This is a genomic window from Sulfitobacter sp. SK025 (assembly GCF_003352105.1).
Classification (GTDB): Bacteria; Pseudomonadota; Alphaproteobacteria; order Rhodobacterales; family Rhodobacteraceae; genus Sulfitobacter; species Sulfitobacter pontiacus.
In genome coordinates this window covers 281,352-302,286 of record NZ_CP025809.1, presented here as the reverse complement: position 1 = coordinate 302,286, position 20,935 = coordinate 281,352, and the positions used below count along the sequence as shown (strand labels likewise).

The 20,935-nt window shown below is 58.4% G+C and carries 21 protein-coding genes; all 21 read left to right on the top strand.

Annotation, left to right across the window (positions count from 1 at the left end):
• The 21 genes from istA to tnpB all read left to right on the top strand — a co-directional run bounded on the left by istA (position 1) and on the right by tnpB (position 20,899).
• Positions 1 to 1,500, top strand: coding sequence for an IS21 family transposase (istA, locus tag C1J04_RS16355; protein WP_114865608.1), 1,500 nt, complete (start codon positions 1 to 3; stop codon positions 1,498 to 1,500).
• A complete protein-coding gene (istB, locus tag C1J04_RS16350) occupies positions 1,497 to 2,228 on the top strand; it encodes an IS21-like element helper ATPase IstB (RefSeq protein ID WP_108485421.1) in 732 nt (243 codons plus the stop codon). Before istA ends, istB begins: the two co-directional genes overlap by 4 nt.
• A 121-nt stretch (positions 2,229 to 2,349) precedes the next feature.
• Positions 2,350 to 2,559 carry a hypothetical protein gene (locus C1J04_RS16345; RefSeq protein WP_254693863.1) on the top strand — a complete coding sequence of 70 codons (210 nt, stop codon included), beginning with the start codon at positions 2,350 to 2,352 and terminating at the stop codon, positions 2,557 to 2,559.
• On the top strand, positions 2,556 to 3,347 hold the full coding sequence (locus C1J04_RS16340; protein ID WP_114865607.1) for a TniQ family protein: 792 nt from the start codon (positions 2,556 to 2,558) through the stop codon (positions 3,345 to 3,347). The genes C1J04_RS16345 and C1J04_RS16340 overlap by 4 nt, the downstream gene beginning before the upstream one ends.
• On the top strand, positions 3,335 to 3,760 hold the full coding sequence (locus C1J04_RS16335) for a MarR family winged helix-turn-helix transcriptional regulator (RefSeq protein ID WP_114865606.1): 426 nt from the start codon (positions 3,335 to 3,337) through the stop codon (positions 3,758 to 3,760). Before C1J04_RS16340 ends, C1J04_RS16335 begins: the two co-directional genes overlap by 13 nt.
• 16 nt (positions 3,761 to 3,776) lie before the next feature.
• The gene (locus C1J04_RS16330) at positions 3,777 to 4,409 is read left to right on the top strand and encodes a glutathione S-transferase family protein (protein ID WP_114865605.1); all 633 of its coding nucleotides are present in this window, start codon (positions 3,777 to 3,779) and stop codon (positions 4,407 to 4,409) included.
• Between the two features lie 21 nt (positions 4,410 to 4,430).
• Positions 4,431 to 4,889 (top strand): (2Fe-2S)-binding protein, encoded by a 459-nt coding sequence (locus tag C1J04_RS16325; protein ID WP_114865604.1) that lies wholly within the window; start codon positions 4,431 to 4,433, stop codon positions 4,887 to 4,889.
• 1 nt (position 4,890) lies between these two features.
• Positions 4,891 to 7,065, top strand: a complete 2,175-nt coding sequence (locus C1J04_RS16320) for a xanthine dehydrogenase family protein molybdopterin-binding subunit (RefSeq protein ID WP_114865603.1) — start codon at positions 4,891 to 4,893, stop codon at positions 7,063 to 7,065.
• Between the two features lie 184 nt (positions 7,066 to 7,249).
• Positions 7,250 to 8,464, top strand: coding sequence for a CaiB/BaiF CoA transferase family protein (locus C1J04_RS16315; protein WP_114865602.1), 1,215 nt, complete (start codon positions 7,250 to 7,252; stop codon positions 8,462 to 8,464).
• Between the two features lie 749 nt (positions 8,465 to 9,213).
• Positions 9,214 to 10,068: an SDR family oxidoreductase gene (locus tag C1J04_RS16305; RefSeq protein ID WP_114865600.1), complete on the top strand. Its 855-nt coding sequence runs from the start codon at positions 9,214 to 9,216 to the stop codon at positions 10,066 to 10,068.
• Between the two features lie 38 nt (positions 10,069 to 10,106).
• Positions 10,107 to 10,913: an ABC transporter ATP-binding protein gene (locus tag C1J04_RS16300; RefSeq protein WP_206338415.1), complete on the top strand. Its 807-nt coding sequence runs from the start codon at positions 10,107 to 10,109 to the stop codon at positions 10,911 to 10,913.
• Positions 10,906 to 12,825, top strand: coding sequence for an AMP-dependent synthetase/ligase (locus C1J04_RS16295; RefSeq protein WP_240790889.1), 1,920 nt, complete (start codon positions 10,906 to 10,908; stop codon positions 12,823 to 12,825). Before C1J04_RS16300 ends, C1J04_RS16295 begins: the two co-directional genes overlap by 8 nt.
• On the top strand, positions 12,826 to 13,713 hold the full coding sequence (locus C1J04_RS16290) for a branched-chain amino acid ABC transporter permease (RefSeq protein ID WP_037931546.1): 888 nt from the start codon (positions 12,826 to 12,828) through the stop codon (positions 13,711 to 13,713).
• A 3-nt stretch (positions 13,714 to 13,716) separates the two neighbouring features.
• Complete coding sequence (locus C1J04_RS16285; RefSeq protein WP_037931550.1) at positions 13,717 to 14,790, top strand: branched-chain amino acid ABC transporter permease; 1,074 nt, start codon at positions 13,717 to 13,719, stop codon at positions 14,788 to 14,790.
• Between the two features lie 12 nt (positions 14,791 to 14,802).
• On the top strand, positions 14,803 to 15,615 hold the full coding sequence (locus C1J04_RS16280; protein WP_037931553.1) for an ABC transporter ATP-binding protein: 813 nt from the start codon (positions 14,803 to 14,805) through the stop codon (positions 15,613 to 15,615).
• A 33-nt stretch (positions 15,616 to 15,648) separates the two neighbouring features.
• The gene (locus tag C1J04_RS16275) at positions 15,649 to 16,887 is read left to right on the top strand and encodes an ABC transporter substrate-binding protein (protein ID WP_348183991.1); all 1,239 of its coding nucleotides are present in this window, start codon (positions 15,649 to 15,651) and stop codon (positions 16,885 to 16,887) included.
• An 88-nt stretch (positions 16,888 to 16,975) separates the two neighbouring features.
• Positions 16,976 to 18,226, top strand: coding sequence for an ABC transporter substrate-binding protein (locus C1J04_RS16270; RefSeq protein WP_114865596.1), 1,251 nt, complete (start codon positions 16,976 to 16,978; stop codon positions 18,224 to 18,226).
• 89 nt (positions 18,227 to 18,315) lie between these two features.
• The gene (locus C1J04_RS16265; RefSeq protein ID WP_114865595.1) at positions 18,316 to 19,092 is read left to right on the top strand and encodes an enoyl-CoA hydratase/isomerase family protein; all 777 of its coding nucleotides are present in this window, start codon (positions 18,316 to 18,318) and stop codon (positions 19,090 to 19,092) included.
• Positions 19,089 to 19,886, top strand: a complete 798-nt coding sequence (locus tag C1J04_RS16260) for an enoyl-CoA hydratase/isomerase family protein (protein ID WP_114865594.1) — start codon at positions 19,089 to 19,091, stop codon at positions 19,884 to 19,886. Before C1J04_RS16265 ends, C1J04_RS16260 begins: the two co-directional genes overlap by 4 nt.
• 270 nt (positions 19,887 to 20,156) lie before the next feature.
• Positions 20,157 to 20,552 carry an IS66-like element accessory protein TnpA gene (gene tnpA, locus C1J04_RS16255; protein WP_114865386.1) on the top strand — a complete coding sequence of 132 codons (396 nt, stop codon included), beginning with the start codon at positions 20,157 to 20,159 and terminating at the stop codon, positions 20,550 to 20,552.
• Positions 20,549 to 20,899, top strand: a complete 351-nt coding sequence (tnpB, locus tag C1J04_RS16250) for an IS66 family insertion sequence element accessory protein TnpB (RefSeq protein WP_072630505.1) — start codon at positions 20,549 to 20,551, stop codon at positions 20,897 to 20,899. The genes tnpA and tnpB overlap by 4 nt, the downstream gene beginning before the upstream one ends.
• The last annotated feature ends 36 nt before the right edge of the window (positions 20,900 to 20,935 follow it).

The window sequence follows — 20,935 nt, the reverse complement described above, 5'->3', positions numbered from 1 at the left end:
ATGGAAAGTGTATCGAAGATCCGTCGTTGGATATTGGTTGAGGGTCGCAGCATCCGATCTGTGGCGCGGGCAACCGGTTTGTCGCGGAACACGGTGAAGAAGTATCTGAAGGACGACAGTCCACCGAGCTATCAGCGGCAAGCGCCACCGGCCCGGCATAAGCTGTGCGATGGATTTGACGCGCGGCTCCAAGAGCTTTTCGAGCAGGATCACAAGCGCCCGCGCCGGGAGCGGCGGACGGCCACGAAGCTTTACGAACAGCTCGTCTCGGAAGGGTATACTGGGTCCTATTCTCCGGTTCAGCGATTTATCCGAGACCTCAAACGTGCCGATGCTGGATCGGGAGAGGCGTTTATCCCCCTGCATTTTGCTGCTGGTGATGCGCTCCAGTTTGACTGGAGTGAAGAGCGCGTGGTTCTCGGTGGTGTCGAGCAGAAGGTAAAGGTTGCTCACTTCCGCCTGTGCCATAGTCGCAAACCTTTTGTCGTAGCCTATCCCGGCGAGAGCCAAGAAATGGTGTTGGATGCCTTTGTACGGGCGCTGTCCTTCTACGTCGGGGTTCCGCGACGGGTGATCATCGACAATCCCAAAACGATGGTGACCTATGTCTCCCGCTCGAAGGACCGAGTGTTCCATCCTCGGTTCCTGGCATTGATGAACCACTATGTAATGGAGCCGGTTGCCTGCACCCCCGCGTCGGGTTGGGAGAAAGGTCAGGTGGAGAACCAGGTCCATTTTTTACGAGGCCGATTGTTTGTTCCCATGCCAGCTTTTGATGATCTGGATGGGCTGAACAACTGGTTGCGTCTGCGCTGCGAGGAATTGGCAAGCCGCGCCCACACTGAACAATCGTCCCGCACGATTGCGGAGGTTTTTGAAGATGAGCGCGCCGAGCTGCGCCCCCTGGGGCGGGCTTTTGATGGTTATGTGGAAAAGACGGTGCGGGTCCGTTCCACCTGCCTGGTTCAATATGCCAGCAATCGCTATAGCGTGCCTTCCCGGTTTGCAGGCCAGCATGTCTCCTTGCGCGCCTATGCGAGCCGGATCGTGCTGGTGTCAGGCCAGGACGTTATTGCCGAGCACAAGCGTCGCTTCACCCGCAACGTCAGCTACTTTGAACCTTGGCATTATGTTCCTCTACTGGATCGCAAGCCCGGCGCTCTGCGCGACGGCGCCCCTTTTGTGGACTGGCAACTGCCTGAGGCCATGCATCGGATCAGGGAGCATTACATGGCTGGCAAAGGCGGGGACCGGGAGTTCGTCGATCTGCTTCTACTGGCCCAGGACCACGGAATCGAGGTGGTGGAGACGGCCTGCGAATTGGCAGTTGAACAAAACACGTTGCGCCTTCCTGCCATCACTAATCTGATCAACCAGTTGGTGGAGCCAATCATCACGCCGTTGAATGAGGGCAATGTCTATCCGCAGCTGACCGTGCGGCCCGAGGCCGACTGCAAGCGCTATGAGGCGCTCTGCTCGGCCGAGGAGGCTGCCGCATGAACGCTCTCATCGACCAACTGACCGCCTTGAGGCTGCATGGAATGGCAGCTTGCGCCCATGATTTGCTGTCCGCGCGCAAGCCACCAAGTCTGACCACAGCGATAAAGCAACTGATCGACGCGGAAACCGTAGAGCGGCGGGTGCGTTCCATCCAGTATCAAATGCGCATCGCGAAGTTCCCCCATCATAAGGACTTCGCCACCTTCGATTACGGCGCGGCCGCTGTGAGTAAGGCCCAGATCGAACCCTTCTGCTCGGGTCAGTTCACTGAAGAGGCGCACAACCTTATCCTGGTCGGCGGAACCGGGACAGGCAAAACTCACATCGCCATCGCGCTTGGAACCACATTGATCAACAACGGCAAGAAGGTCCGCTTCTTCAACGCGGTCGATCTGATCAATGCTCTGATCAAGGAACAGGCCGACGGCAATGCCGGGAAGATCATCCGGCAGCTGTCGGCTCTGGATTGCGTCATCATCGACGAGTTGGGCTACATCCCGTTCCCGAAATCCGGCGGCGCGTTGCTGTTCCACCTGATCAGCAAGCTCTACGAGAAAACCAGCGTCATCATCACCACCAACTTGGAGTTCGGGGAATGGGTCGCTGTCTTCGGTGATGCCAAGATGACAACTGCGCTCTTGGATCGCGTCACGCACCACTGTGCCATCATCGAAACGGGCAACACGTCATATCGCTTCGCTCAGAGCAAAAGTCGCAGAGAAAAATAGCCGCATCGCAAGCAAAGCCCCCAGACGGACTCGCTATATGAGGGCGGTCCGCCTGGGGGCTTTGGCACCCAATAGGCGGGTCAAAATCAAACGCTGAAACCGGGTCACTTTTAAACGCTCATTGACAAACCTGAAGGTCAAATCTCTCAAGCAGGTCTTGGCACTGACCGGTGGGGTGACCTCGCGCATCTTCGCTCTGGTCAAGGATCTTTCCATCGACGCCATTATCACAGGCGAGGAATGCATCACCGATGACGCAATCGCAAAATGGACGCCGGTTTGGTCGCGCCATGCGAACCCCCATCGGCGGCTCCAGAAGTCCCGGGTGTGAAGCCGCACCCGCTGCCCAAGACTGTCGCGCCGCTGCCAGACGAGTTGTTGTCAGGTTGGTTGTCTCGGCTGGCGGCGGCCAACTACTGTGATGATGCGGAACTACTGGCTCATCTCAGAATCGATACCGCGCATGGCACCGCCTTGGACTTCAACGTCGACGCGGCTGCGGCGGCGAAGATTGCCAACGCCGCACGGGTTAACCCAGATGTTGTTCGATCTTTGACCTTTCCGGCAATGACGCCACGAGAAGCCTCGCTGACGGCTCAGATGCCATTCCAGCATTGCATGCAATGCGCCAGAGAGGGTCTTTCGCTCAGGCATTGGAGGCGGGCCTGGGCATTTGACTGCCAAGTTTGCGGGACGAGACTTGTGCAGACCCTTGGCAAACTCCGTGAGGAACAAATATCTGGAAAACTGATATACCGAGCGCGCCGCGGGGCAGAGATGCTTGAGTGCGCCGCGCGCTCGCGCGGCCCCAAGCAACTTCGGCGCGCAATGCGCGCAGTCACATTTGCCATGTCACTCAAAACCTTCCGCGGGGATCCGTCGTTCGCTGTCCAGAACCCCAGATCGGAAGTTAGGCTGTTCTGCCTCGCCGCAATCGCCGCCGCTCGATCTCAGCCCTTGGCTAAGGCAGCCATCGTCAGCAAAAGCATCGACGACTATGCAAGGGTTGCTCTCTTGCGCGCCTTCGAGAAGGAGCCTCGATTGCTTGCCGCGGTTGATCACATCGCGCAAAGGCGCGCGAAAAGCGTCGGCCTCATGACAGCCTCATCTCACAATTAAGGGCAAAAATTGCCGCCAAACGCGTCCCGTCTCAGATTAAAGGGCAACGCGACATTTGGGAAGAGGGGCCGATTCATGTCGGTGGCCTGGCACGGCGTCTTCATATCGACAGCGGTACGATGACCCCGATGTTAAAGCGGATGGAGAAACTCGGCCTGCTGACCCGGACGCGCGACCGGGCCGACGAACGACACGTCATGGTGCACCTGACGCCGGACGGTGTCGCCCTGCGGACCCGCGCGGCGGAGGTGCCGGTCGCCTTGTCCGGCCGGATCGGTGACCGGCTTGGGCCGGGTGCGGCCGAGGCGCTGCGCACCGCCGTGCGCGATCTTGTCGATCTCCTAGCGGCGGACCTTGCGAACATATCCGGTGATCCAGCACCGCAGGCGGCGCTCCCGCATTCCATCAAATGACAACAACGAGGACCAGATGACAGAAACAACTCTCTTCGGCTTTAACGGATCGACCTTCGTGCGCACGGTGCGATGCGTGCTGGCGCGTAAGAGCATTTCTTACAACCAGGTGCCGGTCAACGTCCTGGAAGGCGAAACGCAAGAACCCGATCATCTTGAACGCCACCCGTTCGGCAAGGTGCCGGTTCTCGATATCGACGGAATGCGTCTGCGTGAAACCGATGCAATCGTACGGTACCTCGAAGCGCGCGACCCTGAACCACCGATGTTTCCCAAGGATGCAAAAGAACGCGCGAAGGCGGACGAGAACGCTGCGCTGATCACCAATTACGGCTACGACGCGATCATTGGTTTTGTGGCGTATCACCTGTTCCCCGATGTGGTCGGCGGAAAAAACGAAGAAATGAGGCAGTCCAATCTGGATCAGGCCAGAAAACTGATCAGGCTTGTTCTGGACAACAAGAAAGATGCGCCATTTTTTTCCGGTGACGCGCCCGGTTTCGCCGACTACCTGCTCGGGCCGCTCATTGCGTATGCGACGATGACAGAGGATGGCGCCGCGATCTTGTCCCTCGAGGGCATGCAGGACTGGTGGGACAGATTAAGTAATGACGAAGCGTTCGTGGCCACTGCGCCGGACCTTGGCTGAGAAAAAAGGAGAACCGAGAAAATGATCAAACTTACTTTGAATGGCGAACCGCGCGAGATCGCGGCGGCCGGGGATACGCCGCTGTTGTGGGCCCTGCGCGATGAACTGGGCCTGACAGGCACCAAATTCGGCTGCGGAGTCGCGTCCTGTGGGGCGTGTACGGTGCATGTGGACGGGGCGCCCGTACGCTCGTGCCAGACCTTCGTGGGAGACCTGGACGGGGCCACGGTGACGACGATCGAGGGTGCGCAAGACGCCACGACCGAGGCGATCCGCACAGCCTGGGTGGAGCTGGAGGTGCCGCAATGTGGCTACTGCCAGTCAGGCCAGATCCTGTCGGCGACGACGCTATTGCGGGACACGCCCAAACCAACCGACGACGATATCGACGCGGCAATGGACGGAAACCTGTGCCGTTGTGCCACCTACGCACGGATTCGCAAAGCGATCCATCGCGCATCCGAGATTATGGAGGGTTAAGATGCTCAACAGATTTATTGCACAGACCATGCCGACGCCCGCGCTCACGCGCAGGGGCTTTTTGAAACTGTCTGCCGGAGCCACGGGCGGCCTGATGTTGGGTGCCGCCCTTCGGCCCGTGTCAGCCGCAGCGCAGGGCGGCGTCGACGGGCTTGCCACGCCGTTCGTTCACATTCGCCCCGACAACACCGTGGTGGTGATCGTCAAACACCTCGACAAGGGGCAGGGAACAGCCACGGGTCTCGCCATGCTGGTCGCGGACGAACTTGATGCGGATTCGGCACAGGTCACGACAGAGTTCGCGCCCGCCAATACCGATCTCTATGCAAATACTCTGATGGGCGTGCAGGGCACGGGCGGGTCAACCGCGATGGCCAATTCCTGGCAACAGTACCGCGAGGCCGGAGCCACTGCACGCTCGATGTTGATCGCAGCAGCGGCACAGACCTGGGGCGTCGATCCCGCTGGCATCAGCATCGCGGGCGGTCAGATCACTGACGGATCACAGTCAGCCAGCCTTGGCGACATGGCCGAGACTGCCGCAGGGCAGAGCGTCCCCGAAAGCGTCACGCTCAAGACGCCTGATCAATGGGTCTATATCGGCAAGTCCTTCCCACGCGTTGACGTGGTTCGCAAATCCCAGGGTGCAACCAACATGTACGGGATGGACGTGGCCATGGAAGGGCTCGTCTACGCCGTCAGCTTGCGCAGTCCGCGTTTCGGCGGCGTACTGGCCGGTCTAGACGCCACAGAGGCGCGGGCCATGCCCGGCGTGATCGACGTGATTCAGTTGCCTGATCGGGCGACGGTGATCGCCGAGTCGACATGGCAGGCCATTCAGGCCCGCGACGCGCTGTCAGCGGAATGGGATTTTTCGCAGGCCGAAAACCGGGGAACCGAAGAGCTGCGGGCCGAATACACCGCGCTGCTGGATGAGGAAGGTATCGCATTCCACAGCGCCGTCGTATCGCAGGCCGACACTGAACAGGTGATCGAAGCGGACTACTCTTTCCCTTACCTCGCGCACACGCCGATGGAGCCAATCGACGTTACCGTTCGTTTTGACGGCACCGAAGCCACGTTCTGGACTGGATCGCAGATCCAGACTCTGGACCAGAACATAGGTGCGCAGGTGCTTGGCATTGATCCGGGTTCGGTTTCAATCGAGACCCTCTGGGGCGGCGGATCTTTCGGGCGCCGTGCGATCTACGACAGCCACTATGTGGCCGAGGCCGCAATGATCGCGAAGGCGTGGCTCGAAGCGCACGGGGATGCCCGGCCGATCAAACTGGTCTGGACCCGCGAAGACGACGTGCGCGGCGGTTATTACCGTCCGATGCACATGCACCGTGTGCGCGCCGGTCTTGACGCCGACGGCAATATCACGTCGTGGGAACAACGCGTGGTGGGGCAAGGTATCGCCATCGGAACCGCGTTCGAACAGTTCATGGTTCGGGATGGTGTCGATGCCTCTTCGGTCGAGGGCCTCGGGGAGCATTCGGCCTACACCATTCCGGGATGGTCGGTCGATATCCACCATCCGGAAGTTGGCGTGCCGGTTCTTTGGTGGCGCTCGGTCGGGCACACCCACACCGCGTATGTGGTCGAAACGATGATGGACGAACTGGCGGAAGCGGCCGGTGCCGATCCTGTGGAATTTCGCTTGCGCTATCTTACCGATCCGCGCGCGCGGGGGGTGTTGGAATTGGCGATTGACAAGGCCGGCACGGTACCGGATGGCCTCACACGGGGCATCGCGGTGCACAAGAGTTTTGGCTCTTATGTCGCCGAGGTTGCGGATGTTCGCATCCGCGAAGACGGCACCGTAAAGGTCGAGCGCGTGACCTGCGGTGTCGACTGCGGCGTGCCGATCAACCCCTCGAACATCGAAGCGCAGGTCCAGGGGGGACTGGGCTACGGTCTTTCCGCGATCCTGCGCGAGGAGATCACCCTGACCGAGGGTGAGGTAAACCAGTCGAACTTCTACGATTACACACCACTGCGGATCAGCGACATGCCGCAGGTGGATGTCCATATCGTTCAGTCGACCGAGGCCCCTACCGGCATCGGCGAGCCGGGCACACCGCCCGTTGGGCCCGCCGTGGCCAATGCCGTACGCCGGGCAACCGGCACGATTGTGCGCGAATTGCCATTTTCGCTTCATGGACTAGCCTGACCACGGACTGGCCTGGCCGAACGAATGGTCCATTGACGCGCGCTGCTTTGTGGCGCGCGTCACCTTTTTGTCTGACGCCGTGTGCCTGGATACACCAATCCAGTTTCCTTATGTCATGCCTTGAGAACTCACATTCCTTTCGCTAATAATCTAACGCGTGTTAGAATATTAGCGAAGAGAGCCAATGTCCGGACCCCTACACAACCTCAGAATTATCGAACTCGGCCATGTCATCGCCGGCCCACTTTCAGCTGCCTTGCTTTCTGATTTCGGTGCGGATGTCATCAAAGTCGAAGCACCGAACCGAACGGACATGATGCGTGACCTCGGACCCAAGGCCAAGGACGGGGTTGGTGTTTGGTGGAAGACACTGGGCCGCAACAAGCAGACTCTGGGTCTGGATTGGAAGTCGGACGAAGGCCGGGGCATTCTGCGCAAGCTGGTTGAAGGTGCCGATGTCCTTGTCGAGAATTTTCGACCAGGCGTACTTGAGCGTGCGGCCATCGGGCCGGAAATACTGCATGGGTGGAACCCGGATCTGGTTATTCTGCGCGTGTCCGGCTACGGACAGGACGGCCCGATGCGGGATGTACCTGCTTTTGGCCGTGCGGCTGAGGCCATGAGCGGTCTGGCGCATCTGACCGGTTTCACCGACGGGCCGCCGATGCATCCCGGGTTTCCGGCGGCAGATAGCACGACGGGGCTGATGGGCGCATTGGGGATCATGATCGCACTGCTTGCCCGCGAACAGGGAACCGCACGCGGTCAGGTCGTCGATCTTGCAGTGTTCGAAGCCTTGCTTCGGTTGATGGATTATCCCGTTCCTGCCCTGACGGGCGCTGATCATTCGCCGCGACGCAACGGGCTGCGCCAGCCGATGGACTTTGCGCCGGGGGGTATGTTCCGCACATCCGATGGGGTATGGCTGACCGTTTCCGCAGGAAGCGCGGAGACCGCGCAACGGCTGCTGCGCGCCGTCGGCGGTGACGCCTTGGCCGATGACCCGCGGTTCGCGACCCTTGCCGAGATGTCACACCACATGACCGTGGTTTTCGACGCCATCAATGATTTTGTCACGCAGCACACACTTGCCGAAGTTGAAACGGAATTCGCGCGTCATGATGCGGTGGCCTCGCGGGTGCTGAGCGTCGAAGATATTACAACGAACGCGCAAATCCGCCATCGTGGCGACATTGTATCGGTCGAGGGTGAGCCGACCAAGGTTATCGGCCCGGTCCCGCATCTCAGCGCCACACCGGGCGCGCTTCGGTGGCTGGGACGCGCGCCTGGTGCCGACACGCGCAGCATTCTGTGCGAGCTTGGGTTTGACGACAAACAGATCACGGCCCTTTACGAGGCGGGGATCATAGGACTGGACGGCACGAGAAACACTCCGTGACATTTCCTTTGACGGATGAGCGGAGGGAATTACGCGACCAGATCCTGTGGAGGTGTACCCGGTTCGACGGCGACTATTGATTAGAGCGCGATCGCAACGGTGGGTTTTCTCATGATCTGTACGGGGGCGATGACTGACGGTGGGTGCCTTGGGATCGGCACGCAGGAACAGGTAGATGACGCAGGTCTGGGATTGCCGAGGCGACCGTCATAATGCAGGCAATCGCGGAATTGCGGGCCGGTCTCGGCTGGGTCTCGGTAATCCTGTTGTGAGGTTTGGCACCGATGCGCAACCTGCGCGCACCTTGGAACCGATGATCGGAGAACACAAAAAGCCTGTTTCGAATACGTCCAAGTTCAAGACCGCCGCGGCGTGGCAGGGGCGGTCGACACGCCGTGCATGTGTTGAAAGTCCGGATTTCGACGGCGCAGGTTGCCGACAAGAAGACGGTTTAATCTCGTTCTACACCTCGTAGAGGCGACCACGGCATCACAGATCACCGTTAGGAGATTCGGAAACGCCAAGGTATACCACGCCAAACGGCTGACGAGAGAAACCCTCTTGTTCCGCACCGTACCAGTGACGACGCAAGTGAATTCGTTGTCAACGGGAGGAAAATGTTTGAATTTTTAATAACTTACTCGAAGAAAACGAGTTGCGGAAGTAGGCGAAATTCTTAGCTTGATTATTTTCTAACACGCGTTAGATTATCCGAATAACCCCGAATGGGGGAAAAGGGAGGAAGCGTCATGAATGAGACGCAGTTTGGGTCTTCGCGAGAAGACCTGTCAGCACGCTCGACCGTGTTTGCACGCGATCTATTCGAAGCCAAGACTGTTGTTGTCACCGGTGCGGGCGGTGGATTGGGTTTAGCCATTGCGGCCCTGTTTGCCAAGCTCGGAGCAAATCTTGCGATAAATGGACGTAACGAGGAGAAACTGGCGTCGGCCAAGGAATTTCTCGAAAGTCTGGGTGCCAAGGTCTTTGCCATGCCGATGACGATCCGTGACCCCGAACAGGTCGAAGATTTCGTAGCTGCGGTCAATCAGGAATTCGGGTCGATCGACGTTCTGGTCAACAACGCGGGAGGGCAGTTTCCGCAAGCCGCTCTGGATTTTTCTCCGAAGGGCTGGAACGCTGTCATAGATACCAATCTCAATGGCACCTGGTGGATGATGCAATCCACGGCGCGGCATTGGGTTGCGCAAAAGCAATCGGGTTCAATTGTGAACATCGTGGCCGACATCTGGCGCGGGATGCCCGGCATCGCGCATACCTGTGCGGCCCGGGCAGGTGTGGTATACCTGTCCAAATCAGTCGCCGTGGAATGGGCGCCGCATGATATCCGCGTGAACTGCGTGGCGCCCGGCTGTTGCGAAAGTACCGGTTTCGGAAACTATCCCGCTGAAGGCGCGGCAACTTTTCAGGATTCCAATCCGATGCGCCACGCCGGGGATGAATGGGATGTTGCAGAAGGCGTAGTCTATCTGGCGGCCAATTCCGGGAAATTCGTGACCGGAGAAGTTCTTAACATCGACGGCGGGCAACAAATGTGGGGTGATCCCTGGCCAACAGGGAGACCGGATTATTTCCGGATTTCCTGATACCAAGACCGAACCTAGCGAGGGACAACAGGATCCAGATGATGACGCAAAGAACAACAGATGCCGGTACCGGTGATGGGGCAATACTGGAATGTCGCGGGATCGAGCGGCGGTTTGGCGGTATCGTCGCCGTCACAGGTGTCGATCTTATCATTCAACCCAAAGAAATCTTTGGACTTGTCGGTCCGAATGGCAGCGGCAAGACAACACTTACCAACGCGATCACGGGTTTCTACCCTCCCAACGTCGGGACTGTCCGGCTGGGAGGTAAAGACATCACGGGCACCGCGCCACACAAGGTCGCAACGCTCGGGGTTGCCAGAACATTCCAGAACCTTGCCCTGTTCAACGGGATGAGCGTTCTGGATAACATTCTGCTCGGGCGACACATTCACATGAAGCCGGGGGTCATCCGCACGGCGCTTTATTGGTGGGCCGCACAGCGGGAAGAAATCGAGAACCGCAAGATCGTCGAAGAGGTGATCGAATTTCTTCAATTGGAGAGTATTCGGCACGAACTGGTCGATGGTCTGCCCATCGGACTTAAAAAGCGGGTCGAGCTTGCGCGCGCACTGGTCGCGGAACCGAAGATGCTGATTCTCGACGAACCGATGGCTGGCATGAACCAGGAAGAAAAAGGGTATATGTCCCGTTTCATTCTGGATGCGCGGGCCGAACGGGGCGTCAGCGTTCTGCTGATCGAGCACCATATGGACGTCATCATCGGCATTTGCGACCGTATGCTCGCGTTGAACTACGGTGAAATGATCGCCAGCGGCATACCGAGAGAAGTCGTAAAAGACCCAAGGGTCATTGAAGCATATGTTGGAGGTTCGCATGGCTGAGGGGACGACATTGCAAAATTCCGCCAACGAGACATTTGGAAAGCTGCTGGCGCGGAACGCGGCAAACCATGGATCGGATATCGTGGTCCGCGAGAAAGAGCGCGGCATCTGGAGAGAAAGCACCTGGGCCGACTACGTGGACGAGGTTCTGGCCTGCGCGGCCGGTCTCGAAGTGGTCGGCGTAGCGCCGGGCAAGGCCGTTTTGATACTTGGTGACAACCGTGCACGTCTATATCAGGGCATGCTTGCGATCTCGCTGCTCGGGGCTTACGCGATGCCGGCCTATCCGGGTGCTACGCTCGAAGAACTTCAGCATTTCCTCGGCGAAGTCGAAATCGTTGCGGCCTTCGCAGAAGATCAGGAACAGGTCGACAAAATTCTCGAATTGCGCAGCGCAAGTGCGAGCGGCATTGCCCACGTCATTTACGACGAAACGCGCGGGCTGGGAACATATGAAGATGACGGTCTTATGTCATGGGATCACCTGATCGAGATCGGTCAACGCGAACTTGACGGGGATGCGGGCCGCCGCGAGGCCATTCTGAACAGGGCGAAGCCCGAAGACCCGGCGATTTTCATGCACTCTTCCGGAACGACCGGCAAACCGAAAGGTATCGTGCTGAGCCAGAAGAACGTTCTAGCGGCGGCGAGGAATGGCCATGCTGCGGGCGCCTTCGACGAGAACGAGGAAATCCTCGCCTATCTGCCGATGGCCTGGGTGGGTGACTTTGCTATTACTGTCGGGGCGGCGTTGCTTTGGCGATTTACCGTGAACGTGCCGGAGCGGCAGGAAACGGTCGTGCGCGATATGCGGGAAATCGCACCTACCTTCTATTTGGCGGCACCAAGAAGTTGGGACCAGATGCTGACAACGATCCAGGTCGGCATGGAAAATTCGACTCCGTTCAAGAAATGGCTGTACCATTTCTTCATGGACCGGGCGGTTGCTGCCGAGACGCGCAAGCTGAACGGTAAGAGTGGCGGCGCGTTGGAGCCTTTGGGACGGTTCCTGGGCGAGGCGCTTGTCTTTGGTCCGATCAAGGACCAGTTCGGGATGAGCCGCCTGAAGAATGCGTTCACCGGCGGCGAGGCAATCGGCGAAGATACTTTTGTTTTCTATCGCGCCCTCGGGATCAAGCTTCGCCAGCTCTATGGCCAGACCGAAAACAGCGCGATCAACGCGATACAGGCGCCAGGAGAGGTACGCCTTCATACCGTTGGCAAACCCGCGCCGGGCGTTGAGCTGAAGATCGCGGACGATGGGGAAATCCTGATGCGTTCAGACAGTGTGTTCGAAGGCTATTTCAACAAACCCGAAGCGACTGCTGAAGCCCTCGAGGACGGGTGGCTGCATACTGGTGACGCCGGCTACATTGAGGACGATGGTCATCTCGTGGTTCTGGGCCGTGTGTCGGAAGTCATGCACACAGCCGGGGGGGAACGCTATGTGCCGAACTATATCGAGAACCGGCTGAAGTTCAGCCCTTACATCAAGGATGCGGCAGTTCTTGGTGCCGGACTGGATGAACTGACGGCGATGGTCTGCGTAGATTTCGAGGCGGTCGGACACTGGGCAGAGGTGAACGGTGTGCCGTATGTATCCTATGCCGACCTGTCGCAGCGCGACGAGGTGGCCAAGCTGCTGCACGAGGCGTTTCTGCGGGTGAACAAGGCTCTCACCGAGCCTTTGCGTCTGCAACGCTTTGTCAGCCTGCCGAAGGAATTCGACCCGGACGATGGCGAAATCACGCGAACGCGCAAACTGCGCCGCAAGGTCGTTCAGGAACGCTATGCCGACGTTGTCGCGGCACTCTACGACGGTTCAAAAGAGGTCCATGTAAGCGCCCAGGTGACTTACGAGACCGGAGAAGTAGGGAAGGTCGAAAAGAGCCTTCCCATCAGGGAGGTATGAATGGATTGGGTCTTTCTAGCAGAGCTTGCGATAAACGGCGCCTTGACGGGTCTGCTATATTCGCTTTTCGCCATCGGCCTCGTGCTGATTTACAAGGCGTCCTCGGTGCCCAACCTGGCACAGGGCGGGCTGACAATGGTCGGGGCTTATGTGGTTCTCGCTCTTTCACATGATGCGGGTCTGCCGCTCTGGCTCGCGATCCCGCTTGCTGCGGTGATCATGTTCGGCCTGGGATTCGGCATCGAGCGTGTCGCGCTGCGCCGGCTCGCCGGTCGCCCGGTCATTATGATCCTGATGCTGACGCTGGGTCTCGATATTTTCCTGCGGGGCACAACGCTTGCGATCTGGGGCGGGACGTCCCGGTCGATGGAACTGGGGGTCAGCTATGAACCGCTGTTTCTGGGCGATCTTTTCATCAGTCGGATCCACCTTGTCGGCGCCGGGGTCGCGATCGCACTCTTTGTCGGTTTCATGGTGTTTTTCCGCAGCCGCACGGGCATCAAATTGCGGGCGATCGCGGATGATTACATGGCGTCGTGGTCGGTCGGGATTTCAGTCGAGCGCGGCGTCGGACTCTCCTGGGCCCTTGCTTCGGTGGTGGCCGTGGCCGCAGGCGTCATCTGGGGCGAGATTCAGGGCGTGGACCAGGCGCTGTCGTTGTTGCTGCTCAAAGGTCTGACGGTGGCTGTTCTGGGTGGCCTCGACAGCATTCTGGGTGCCGTGATCGCCGGCATCATCCTCGGTATCCTGGAAAATGTGGGCGCCGACTTCCTCGATCCGCTTGTCGGAGGCGGAAGCCGGGAACTCATCGTCGCCGCCGTGCTCATACTTACAGTGATGATCCGTCCGCATGGACTGTTCGGTCGTCACGAAATTGAAAGGGTGTAAGGGATGTTTTTCCGACTTTCCGGTGTCCATCATGCCAATTATGTCTCGGACAGCCGTGTATTCAAGATACCTGCTGACCGGAACCTGGCCATGTTCGTCTTCCTGTTCGGACTTGCGGCACCGTTCATCGTTCCGTCGCTCTATCTGAACAGTTACATGCTCCCATGGCTGATCTGGACGGCCGCCGCGCTTGGGCTGAACCTTGTGACGGGGTGGGCCGGACAGCTTCATCTGGGGTATGCTGCGGTCATGGCTGTGGGTGCGTATTCCGCGATCCATGCGGTGCGGTTCGGCATCCCTTGGGAATTCGCGCTCATCATCGGCGGGTTGTCATCGTCGGTGATCGGCAGCCTGTTCGCCTTCGCTGCATTGCGGGTCAAAGGTCTCTATCTTGCGCTTACGACGCTGGCGATGCAGTTCGTCATGGACTGGGTGCTGACTCACTCACCCGCGATTACGGGGGGCTCCCACGCATCGCTGCAATCTCCGACACTGGCACTGCTCGGGCAGGAGATCACCTCTGACGCGGGCTATTACTATGTCGCCTTCGGCTGGTGCGTACTGGTGACGATCTTTATGCTGAATCTGAAACGTACCGGACTGGGGCGGGCGTTGGTCGCCGTACGTGAAAAGGACTTCGCCGCCGCGATCCTGGGGGTGAACAGTTTCTACTACAAGATCCTCGCCTTCGCGACGTCGTCCTTTATTGCGGGCGTCAGTGGTGCCTTGCTGGTTGCGACATTCTTCTTCCTCGCCGCGCCGGAACAGTTTTCGGTGACAGTTTCAATCCAGGTGCTGGCGATGGTGATCGTCGGCGGGCTGGGAAGTATCATCGGGTCCTACTTCGGCGTTGCCCTGATCCTGCTCGTGCCGGGTGTGGTGAACGGGCTATTTTCGACGGCGAGCCAGTCGCTTGGAATGCAGATCAACGTCGAAACGCTCGCCCATATCCCGAACGCCGTCTATGGCGCGCTGATTGTCGTAATTCTTCTGATCGAACCTTTGGGGCTTGGAAAGCTCTACGGCAATATCAGGGACTATCTGATGGTCTGGCCCTTCGATCAGCTCAGGAAGTAAAGAGGAATGACGATGGATAAAAAGGTCGAAGCCCAGCCCATACTGTCGATGAACAGTGTCGAGGTGCTGTATGACAACGTGATGCTGGCAATCAAGGGTGTCTCGATTCAGGTGCCGAAGGGCGAGATGATCGCGCTTCTGGGTTCCAACGGAGCGGGTAAAAGCACCACTTTGAAAGCGATCAGCGGTCTTTTGAAAGCTGAAAGAGGACGTGTCAGCCGGGGTGAAATCAAATTCGAAGGCACCGACATTACCGAGATGCTCGCACAAAAGCGCGTGGAGATGGGTATTTGCCATGTCATCGAGGGCCGGCGTGTCTTTGAACACCTCACCCCGGACGAGAACCTGACAGCAGCCGCACCGATGGGCATGTCCCGATCAGAACTGGATGGGGAAAAGGAGAAGATATACAATTATTTCCCCCGCCTAGCGGAGCGGAGCAATTCGCTTTCCGGCTATCTGTCGGGCGGAGAACAGCAAATGCTGGCCATTGGTCGCGCGCTGGTGACCCAGCCGAGCCTGCTGATGCTGGATGAGCCGAGCCTTGGTCTTGCGCCCTTCCTGGTAGCCGAGATCTTTGGCATACTTCAAAAAATCAACCAGGAAGAAGGTATGTCGGTGCTCTTGGTAGAACAGAACGCCCTTGCCGCTCTGGAGATCGTCTCAGAAGGATATCTGATCGAGAACGGTCGTGTTGTCATGAACGGCACAGCGGCGGCCCTCAAATCCAACTCCGACATTCAGGAATTCTATCTCGGAGGTGGTGAAGGTACGGATTTCCACAATGTCAAACACTACAGCCGACGCAAACGTTGGTTGAGTTGAGGTTCCAAACAGGCACTGTTCAGGGAGGAAGAAATGAGATTACTTACTAAGACGTTAACCGTAATATCCATGTTGGGTGGCTTGACTGCCGGGACACAGGTTCTGGCCGAGCCATTCAAGGTGGGTGTCTGCTACGATCTCAGCAAGGCATATACTTTCGCCACACCGCAGGTTTCGCAGGCCGCGTTGGATCTGGCAAAGCTCATAAACAAGAAGGGCGGTATCGGTGGTGAGCCGGTGGAAGTCATCGTGCGCGACCACGGAAACGAACCACAGCGCGGAATCGAATGCTATTCAAGGCTCAGCCGCGAGGGTGTCTTTGTCTTCGATACGCTGTCCACACCGGTGTCCCTGGCAATTCTGCCGCGCGCCATGGAAGACGGACGCATTCTGATGCAGTCGCTTGTCGGTCGCGGCGATGCCGTGGATGGCACTGTCTTTGACTGGGTTTATCCAATCGGACCGACCTATTGGGGCCAGGCCGCCAACGATGTTGCCTACATCAAACAATTGCACGACGGCGATCTGTCCGACGTGAAGGTCGGATTCGTGTATTTCGATTATCCATTCGGTCAGGAGCCGATCGAAATTCTCCAGACCCTGTCCGAGAAAGAGGGTTTTGAGCTGGAACTTTATCCGGTTCCGCTGCCCGGCAGCGATCAGGCCGGTGTCTGGTCCAAGGTGCGCCGCGACAAGCCTGATCATGTGATTGTCTGGATGCTGGGCGGAGCGCATGTGGTTGCGTCCAAGGAGATGCAGCGCAATCGCATTCCTATGGAGAAATACATTTCGGTCAACTGGCTGAACGAGGTCGACATCGCCAATATCGGCAACGAGGCAGCCATCGGTCTCAAGCGCGGAACCAACGTGGTGGGCGGCCAGGACGTTGCCTTGCGCCAAGAGATGATCACCGAGCTCTATGACAAGGGAGAGGGCTCCGGCCCACTGGAGAAAACAGAGGACGTTTTCTACAATACCGGGCTGGCGATGTATTCGATCGTATTCGAGGCTGCGCGCAGGGCGGCGGAGGCCGAGGGCCTTCCGATCACGGCGCAGTCCTACAAGGCGGCTCTGGAGACGCTCGAAGATTATGACGCCAACGGACTGATGGCGCCGATTACAGTGACAGCAGAGGATCACGGCGGCGGCGGCAAGACCCGGATCGAGATGTGGGACGGCGAAACCTGGGTTCCGCAAACCGACTGGATCTCGGAATACAGCGATGTCGTGTGGGATGTGGTCAAGGAAAGTTCCTCGAAATACGGAGAGTGACCACGTTCCCAGAAGGGTCGGCGTATACGAGCGGCAGCGCGCCCGAACAACAATAAGCCGCCAAATTTTTATCAACGGGAGAGAAAAGATGAAGATCAAACAACATATCAAGGCGGTGGCACTCACCGCTGCGCTGGCGACTGGCGCAACGATGGCGTCAGCGCAGGACAAGGAACCGATCCGGTTCGGACTGTGCTTCGACCTCAGCAAGTCGTACACCTTCATTTCGCCACAAGTCGCCCAGGCCGCACAGGACCTTGCGATGTACACGAACGAAAACGGAGGCATCGAAGGCCATCCGGTTGAGATCGTCGTGCGCGATCACGGCAACGAACCCCAGCGCGGCGTGGAATGTTACGAGCAGCTCAAGCGCGACGGTGTTTTCATCTTCAACTTTCTGTCCACACCGGTCACGAACGCTGTACTTCCGCGCGCCATGAAGGACGGCAATGTTCTGATGCAGTCGTTCGTCGGCCGTGGCGACGCGGTGGACGGCGAAGTGTTTGAATGGGTTTTCCCGGTAGGTCCGACCTACTGGCAGCAGGCTGCAAACGACGTCGCCTTCATCAAAAATCAAATGGACGGCGATCTGGGGGACGCGAAGATCGGCTTCGTCTATCTGGACTATCCGTTCGGCCAGGAGCCGATCGAAATCCTGAAAACCCTCTCCGAGAAAGAAGGCTTTGAGTTGGAACTCTATCCGGTACCGCTGCCGGGTTCGGATCAGTCCGGCGCATGGAGCAAGATCCGCCGCGACAAGCCTGACTATGTAATCAGCTGGCTGCTGGCCGGCGGTCATGTGGTCGCCTCCAAGGAAATGCGCCGCAACCGCTTTCCGATCGACCGCTATCTCTCGGTCAATTGGCTGAACGAAGTCGACATCGCCAACATCGGCGCGGAAGAGGCGAAGGGCATCCTTCGCGGGACCAACGTGGCCGGTGGCCAGGAAGTCCCAATCGTGAAAACGATGCTGGAAACCTACTATGCCAACGGCAAAGGCAGCGGACCCGAAAGCCTGGTGCGCGATGTGTACTACAACACCGGCATGGCGATCTATTCCGCTGGTTTCGAAGCCGCGCGCATCGCAATTACCGAGAATGGCTGGCCGATCACACCGGAAAGCATGAAGAATGCCTATGAATCGATCGAGAACTTCGATGGCGATGGCGTCATGGCTCCGGTCACCGTAACCGGCGAGGACCACGGTGGCGGCGGCAAGACCCGCGTTGAGCAGTGGGATGGCGAAACTTGGGTTCCGCTGACCGACTGGAGCGCCGACTACCTCGACGTGGTGTGGGACGTGATCAAGGAAAGCTCCGAAAAGTTCACAGTCGAATGAACCAGACCTTCCCCGCGACAGTAGTGTCGCGGGGAAACCTTTCACCGCCATTCGCATCAAGCAGATGCCAAAGAGACGAAGCAGTTATCATGAGCCCAATCGAAGTGACAATTGAAGACGGCATTGCGACCGTCTGTATCAACCGGCCCGAGCGCAAGAATGCATTGTCCGTCGCCGCGACGAACGGTCTGACCGATGCCTGGGAGAAAATCGAAGCGGATGACTCCATCCGGGTAGCCATTCTGACATCGTCCGATTGCGGTGTGTTCAGCGCCGGACTGGACCTCAAGGAAGCAACCCAGATCGCGCGGGACGAGGGCGTCGATATCCTGAGCAAGATGCGCGATCCGTTTCACGAAACCATGCGCGCTTGCAAAAAGCCGATCATCGCTGCCATGACCGGATCCTTGATGGCCGGTGGTATGATGTTGACACTGAACTGCGATCTTCGGGTCGGCCTCAAAGGCACCAAGGTGGGCATTACCGAAGTGAAGATCGGGCGCGGGTCGCCTTGGGCGGCTCCGGCGCTGTCGATGCTGCCACAGCCCATTCTCATGGAAATTGTTCTGACCGGTGATCTGATGCCGATCGAGCGGCTGCATGATTACGGGTTTACCAATTATCTCGAAGATACGCCCGACGACGTGCGTGCGCGGGCATATGCCCTTGCCAAACGAATCGCCGGTATGGCCCCGCTTTCTGTTGTGGCGGCAAAGGGCAGCGTTCGCGCCACCATGGATCTGGGCTGTGCAGACGGTCTGGAAGAGGGCAAGCGCCTGCATGAGGTCGTTTATGCCAGCAATGACGCGATCGAAGGCCCTAAGGCTTTCGCCGAAAAACGCGATCCGGTCTGGACCGGGACATGACGAAGGTCGACAAGACCGAGCTGATCCGCCTCGAAAGGGATGGCTCTGTCGGCATCCTGCGCTTTCTGCAGTCCGACAAACGCAACCCTTACAGCATTGCCTTTGCCGAGGAATTGGTAACGCAACTGCACGCAGCCGAACGGGACGATACGATCCGGGCCGTGGTGATGACCGGTGGCGATCATTTCAGCAGCGGTGGAGATCTCGTCGGTTTCCAGTCCGAAATCACCAAGGGGGCCAGGGCCACGTCCGAAATGATCGACGAGGTTCATGAAGGCGGGCGGGCTGCATATCGCTTTCGCAAACCATTGATTTCCGCCGTCTGCGGGGTGGCCTATGGTGCCGGTCTGAGCCTGGCGCTGTCGGCGGATATTGTCGTCGCGGCCGAAGACGCCCGGTTGTGCGAGGTTTTTGCCCGTGTGGGCGGCTGCCCAGACACCGGGTCGAGCTGGTTGCTTCAGCAACGCGCCGGCGCGGGGGTGGCGCGCATGCTTGTGCTTACCGGTCGGGAGATCGACGGTCGCACCGCCAAAGATCTGCGGGTTGTGGAAGAATGCGTTCCGGCCGATCAGGTCGAAGCACGGGCGCTTGACACCGCCCGCGAGATTGCCCGACATCCAATGTTCGGAGTTCAGACAGCCAAGCGGGTGATGCGCGCCGCGGCGGAATGCGGCTATCTCGAAGCATTGGATATCGAGCGGGATGCCCAGAGTATTCTGCTCTGCGCGCATGACTTTCCGGAAGCCATGAAGGCGTTTTCCGAAAAACGAAAGCCTGAATTCAAAGACCGGTAAAGCCGTCGAATAAACGTCAGGAACGTGACAGGACCGCAGATGAATGTACCCGTACCGGGAAGCCGGGACGGTGAACCGGAAGAAACTGCAGTCGAATTGCCGCCAAGAAGGAAACGCGGTTGGAAAACGGGGCAAACGCAAGCGCCCTGTGCGCATCAGCGCGCCGATGCGGTTCAAGGTTGTGATCGACAGGGATGGGGAAGCACATGGTAAACCTCCGCCGAGGGCCGTCTGGCTGCTGGGCTGTGAGATCGTTTATCGAGTGTCCTTATGGACGCACACGAAGACACCCCCCGCATTCAAGTTTTGTCGGTCTCTGATACCGGCCGTCGCCGCCGCTGGACGGATGACGAGAAAGTCCGGATCGTTGAGGAAAGCTTTGGCGACGGCGTGACAGTGGCTGAGGTTGCACGACGCCATGATGTTTCGCGGTCTCAGCTTTACGATTGGCGTTATCGCCATAAGAATGGATTGCTTGGTTCTGGCCCGCAATTTTTGCGGGTTATGAAGATCGAAGATGCTTCTGATGGCTCTGACACTGCGCCAGCGCCACAAGTTCCTGTCATGACTATTGATCTTGGCCCGCGGTGTCGTGTGGCGATCCCGTCAGGTTTTGACATGGAAGCTGCTGCGCATCTGCTCAACGGCTTGATGGTGCGGTCATGATCGCGTTTCCGGCTGGAACGAAGGTGTGGATTGCAGGCGGTGTGACGGATATGCGCCGAGGCATGAACACTTTGGCGCTGACAGTGCAACAGGGGCTTGGGCGTGATCCGCATGCGGGTGAGATATTTTGCTTTCGAGGCCGCAAGGGTGACCTGGTGAAGCTGCTCTGGCATGACGGGGTGGGCATGTCGTTATATTTGAAGCGTCTTGAAGCGGGGAAGTTCATCTGGCCGGTGAGCCAAGACGGGACGGCTGTTGCTATATCTGCGGCGCAGTTGGGCTATCTTCTTGAGGGGATCGATTGGCGTAATCCACGCTGGACACAAAGACCCAAAGCGGCTGGATAATTTGTGCTGAAACGCCTGTTTTTATTGGCGTTTAAC

What these genes read in the sequence shown, in the direction of transcription:
- istA (WP_114865608.1), top strand. Translation starts at nt 1, where the DNA reads ATGGAAAGTGTATCGAAGATCCGTCGTTGGATATTGGTTGAGGGTCGC.
- istB (WP_108485421.1), top strand. Translation starts at nt 1,497, where the DNA reads ATGAACGCTCTCATCGACCAACTGACCGCCTTGAGGCTGCATGGAATG.
- C1J04_RS16330 (WP_114865605.1), top strand. Translation starts at nt 3,777, where the DNA reads ATGACAGAAACAACTCTCTTCGGCTTTAACGGATCGACCTTCGTGCGC.
- C1J04_RS16325 (WP_114865604.1), top strand. Translation starts at nt 4,431, where the DNA reads ATGATCAAACTTACTTTGAATGGCGAACCGCGCGAGATCGCGGCGGCC.
- C1J04_RS16320 (WP_114865603.1), top strand. Translation starts at nt 4,891, where the DNA reads ATGCTCAACAGATTTATTGCACAGACCATGCCGACGCCCGCGCTCACG.
- C1J04_RS16315 (WP_114865602.1), top strand. Translation starts at nt 7,250, where the DNA reads ATGTCCGGACCCCTACACAACCTCAGAATTATCGAACTCGGCCATGTC.
- C1J04_RS16305 (WP_114865600.1), top strand. Translation starts at nt 9,214, where the DNA reads ATGAATGAGACGCAGTTTGGGTCTTCGCGAGAAGACCTGTCAGCACGC.
- C1J04_RS16300 (WP_206338415.1), top strand. Translation starts at nt 10,107, where the DNA reads ATGATGACGCAAAGAACAACAGATGCCGGTACCGGTGATGGGGCAATA.
- C1J04_RS16295 (WP_240790889.1), top strand. Translation starts at nt 10,906, where the DNA reads ATGGCTGAGGGGACGACATTGCAAAATTCCGCCAACGAGACATTTGGA.
- C1J04_RS16290 (WP_037931546.1), top strand. Translation starts at nt 12,826, where the DNA reads ATGGATTGGGTCTTTCTAGCAGAGCTTGCGATAAACGGCGCCTTGACG.
- C1J04_RS16285 (WP_037931550.1), top strand. Translation starts at nt 13,717, where the DNA reads ATGTTTTTCCGACTTTCCGGTGTCCATCATGCCAATTATGTCTCGGAC.
- C1J04_RS16280 (WP_037931553.1), top strand. Translation starts at nt 14,803, where the DNA reads ATGGATAAAAAGGTCGAAGCCCAGCCCATACTGTCGATGAACAGTGTC.
- C1J04_RS16275 (WP_348183991.1), top strand. Translation starts at nt 15,649, where the DNA reads ATGAGATTACTTACTAAGACGTTAACCGTAATATCCATGTTGGGTGGC.
- C1J04_RS16270 (WP_114865596.1), top strand. Translation starts at nt 16,976, where the DNA reads ATGAAGATCAAACAACATATCAAGGCGGTGGCACTCACCGCTGCGCTG.
- C1J04_RS16265 (WP_114865595.1), top strand. Translation starts at nt 18,316, where the DNA reads ATGAGCCCAATCGAAGTGACAATTGAAGACGGCATTGCGACCGTCTGT.
- C1J04_RS16260 (WP_114865594.1), top strand. Translation starts at nt 19,089, where the DNA reads ATGACGAAGGTCGACAAGACCGAGCTGATCCGCCTCGAAAGGGATGGC.
- tnpA (WP_114865386.1), top strand. Translation starts at nt 20,157, where the DNA reads ATGGACGCACACGAAGACACCCCCCGCATTCAAGTTTTGTCGGTCTCT.
- tnpB (WP_072630505.1), top strand. Translation starts at nt 20,549, where the DNA reads ATGATCGCGTTTCCGGCTGGAACGAAGGTGTGGATTGCAGGCGGTGTG.